Origin of the sequence: Bradyrhizobium sp., from assembly GCF_028868675.1 — a bacterium.
In the GTDB taxonomy this organism is placed as follows: Bacteria; Pseudomonadota; Alphaproteobacteria; order Rhizobiales; family Xanthobacteraceae; genus Bradyrhizobium.
The window spans coordinates 1-2,245 of record NZ_JAGWUA010000358.1; the positions used below are offsets into that span (position 1 = coordinate 1).

The 2,245-nt window shown below is 65.4% G+C and carries 3 protein-coding genes and 1 pseudogene; 2 read left to right on the forward strand and 2 right to left on the reverse strand.

The genetic code is table 11. The features are described 5' to 3' along the window. Nucleotides 1-113: 113 nt before the first annotated feature. Complete coding sequence (locus KGM94_RS25035) at nt 114-851, reverse strand: SDR family oxidoreductase (protein ID WP_300265377.1); 738 nt, start codon at nt 849-851, stop codon at nt 114-116. A gap of 184 nt (nt 852-1,035) precedes the next feature. On the opposite strand from KGM94_RS25035, the gene KGM94_RS25040 reads away from it, so the two are divergent. After that, a complete protein-coding gene (locus tag KGM94_RS25040) occupies nt 1,036-1,815 on the forward strand; it encodes an SDR family NAD(P)-dependent oxidoreductase (RefSeq protein ID WP_300265379.1) in 780 nt (259 codons plus the stop codon). Between the two features lie 93 nt (nt 1,816-1,908). Further along, nucleotides 1,909-2,082 (forward strand): hypothetical protein, encoded by a 174-nt coding sequence (locus KGM94_RS25045; RefSeq protein WP_300265382.1) that lies wholly within the window; start codon nt 1,909-1,911, stop codon nt 2,080-2,082. 73 nt (nt 2,083-2,155) lie between these two features. Here KGM94_RS25045 and KGM94_RS25050 read toward each other — a convergent pair. Continuing rightward, nucleotides 2,156-2,245: pseudogene (locus tag KGM94_RS25050) on the reverse strand (IS200/IS605 family transposase); the annotation flags it as partial.

Below are 2,245 nucleotides of genomic sequence, written 5' to 3' on the forward strand. Positions count from 1 at the left end.
CCGCCGGGCAGCGTCGGACGGTCGGCTGAAATCAGGTGATGTCGCACCGTTCCAGCGCGATGCGCCCCGGAATGACGAAGAAGCGTCAGCCGTAATCGCGCCGGAGCGGTGGCCTACAGAATGAGACCGCCATCGACCACGATGGTCTGGCCGATGATGTAGGACGACAGCGGCGAGGCCAGGAACAAGGCTGCGCCCGCCATGTCCGCCGGCGTCCCCAGTCGCCGCAACGGAATCCGCGACAGCGCGCCTTCGAGCCGCTTGGGATGCGAGGTCGTCACTTTCGTCATCTTGGTATCGACGAGCCCGGGCGCGATGCCGTTGACGCGGATGCCGTCCTCCGCCCAGGCTTCGCCCAGCGTCCGCGTCAATCCGACCGCGCCGGTCTTCGAGGCGTTGTAGGCCGGATTGCCCATGGTGGAATGATAGGCCGCGGTCGAGGAGACCATGATCAGCGATCCCCTTGAATCCCGCAACATGGAATGAAACCGCGTGGCGCAGGCCATCAGGCTCATCAGATTGACCTCGACGACCTTGCGAAAACCCGCCATCTCGAATTCACCGCGGCGATAGATCACCGCGCCCTGCGCCAGCACCAGCACATCGAGCCGCTCGAAGGACGGCTTGAAAGCGTCGATCGCGCCGGCGTCGCTGACGTCGAGCTTGGCGTAGGCAAGGCCGCTGAGATCCGACCCCTCTTCCTGCGCATAGTCCTTCGCAGCCGGGCGCGTGCCGCACACCGCGACTTGCGCGCCCCTGGCGCGAAAGGCCTGCGCAATGCCGTTGCCGATGCCGCTGGACCCGCCGACGACCAGCACCTGCTTGCCGGTGAAATCGAGCTCGTTTGCCATCGCGCTTTCTCCCTTCGCTCTTGTTCATTGTCTTGAGCATGATCTTGCCGGAAAACTGGTGCCAACTTTTCGCTAACGCGAGGCCCTTCGGGTCCGGATCATGCTCGCGTTTGACCTGTGTGCGGATCGGTGCCAGCCTTGTCAATCGTACAACAACGAGCAGGCGGGCCCCGGGAAAGAACGCATGTCCGAATTCAAGCAACTGAGCCGCTCGGTCAGGGGATTGACCGTTCTCGTCACCGGTGCAGCGAGCGGCATGGGACGCGCCACGGCGCGCGTGTTCGCCGCCGAGGGCGCCCATGTGGCGGTGACCGACCATGATGCCGCCGGCGCGGAAACCGTCGCGAAGGACATCGCAGCGAGCGGCGGCTCGGCCAGCGCCTGGAAGCTCGACGTCGCCGACGCCGGCGAGATCAGGCGCGTGATCGATGCGGTCGCGGCGCAGTTCGGCGGGCTCGACATCATCGTCAACAATGCCGGCATCTCGGTACGCGTGGGAATCGACGATCCCGCCTATGACGACGCCTGGGCCAGGGGCCTCGCTGTGATGCTGACGGCGCACCCGCGCATCATCCGCGCGGCGTTGCCGTATCTGCGCAAGTCGAAGAGCCCGCGCATCGTCAACATCGCCTCCACCGAGGCGCTCGGCGCCACCGCAATGCATAGCCCCTACTCCGCCGCGAAGGGCGGCGTCGCCAGCCTGACCCGCTCGCTCGCGGTCGAACTCGGCCGCGAAGGCATCACCGTCAACTGCATCTGTCCGGGACCGATCCGTACCGCGATCACGGAGCGGATTTCGGAGGAGCACAAGACGATCTACGCCAAGCGCCGCACCGCGCTCGGACGCTATGGCGATCCCGAGGAGGTCGCGCACATGACGCTGAGCCTGTGCCTGCCGGCCGCCTCCTTCCTGACCGGCGCGGTGATCCCGGTCGACGGCGGCCTGATGGCGCGGAATGCCTGAGGGCCATGCGTGCCCTGCGCGTTGACATCGTCCGACCCGGGAGTAGCCTTTGCGCCAACAGAGCGGGAAAACCGCTGCGCGGGAGGAAACGCCATGACGATCGCCATCCGGCAGATCCACAAGCACTTCGTCGGCGAGGTGTCCGGCCTCGATCTGCGTCAGCCGCTGACGAAGGAAGAGGCGCGCGAGATCGAATCGGCGATGGACAGATACGCGGTCCTCGTCTTCCACGAGGTAAGTATCCCCCGGCAAAGCCGGGGGCTTTAGGAATTGAGCTGCTCAAAGCAGCTGTGAGGGACGCTGACGCGTCCCCCATTTTATTGGCCGCCTAAAGGCGGCCTTAGCGCCACATGTTCATTTGGTCGAGCCGGGTATCCTCGGCCTCCTGCTTGCGGATGTATTCCCTGATCACCGCTTCGTCTCGACCGAC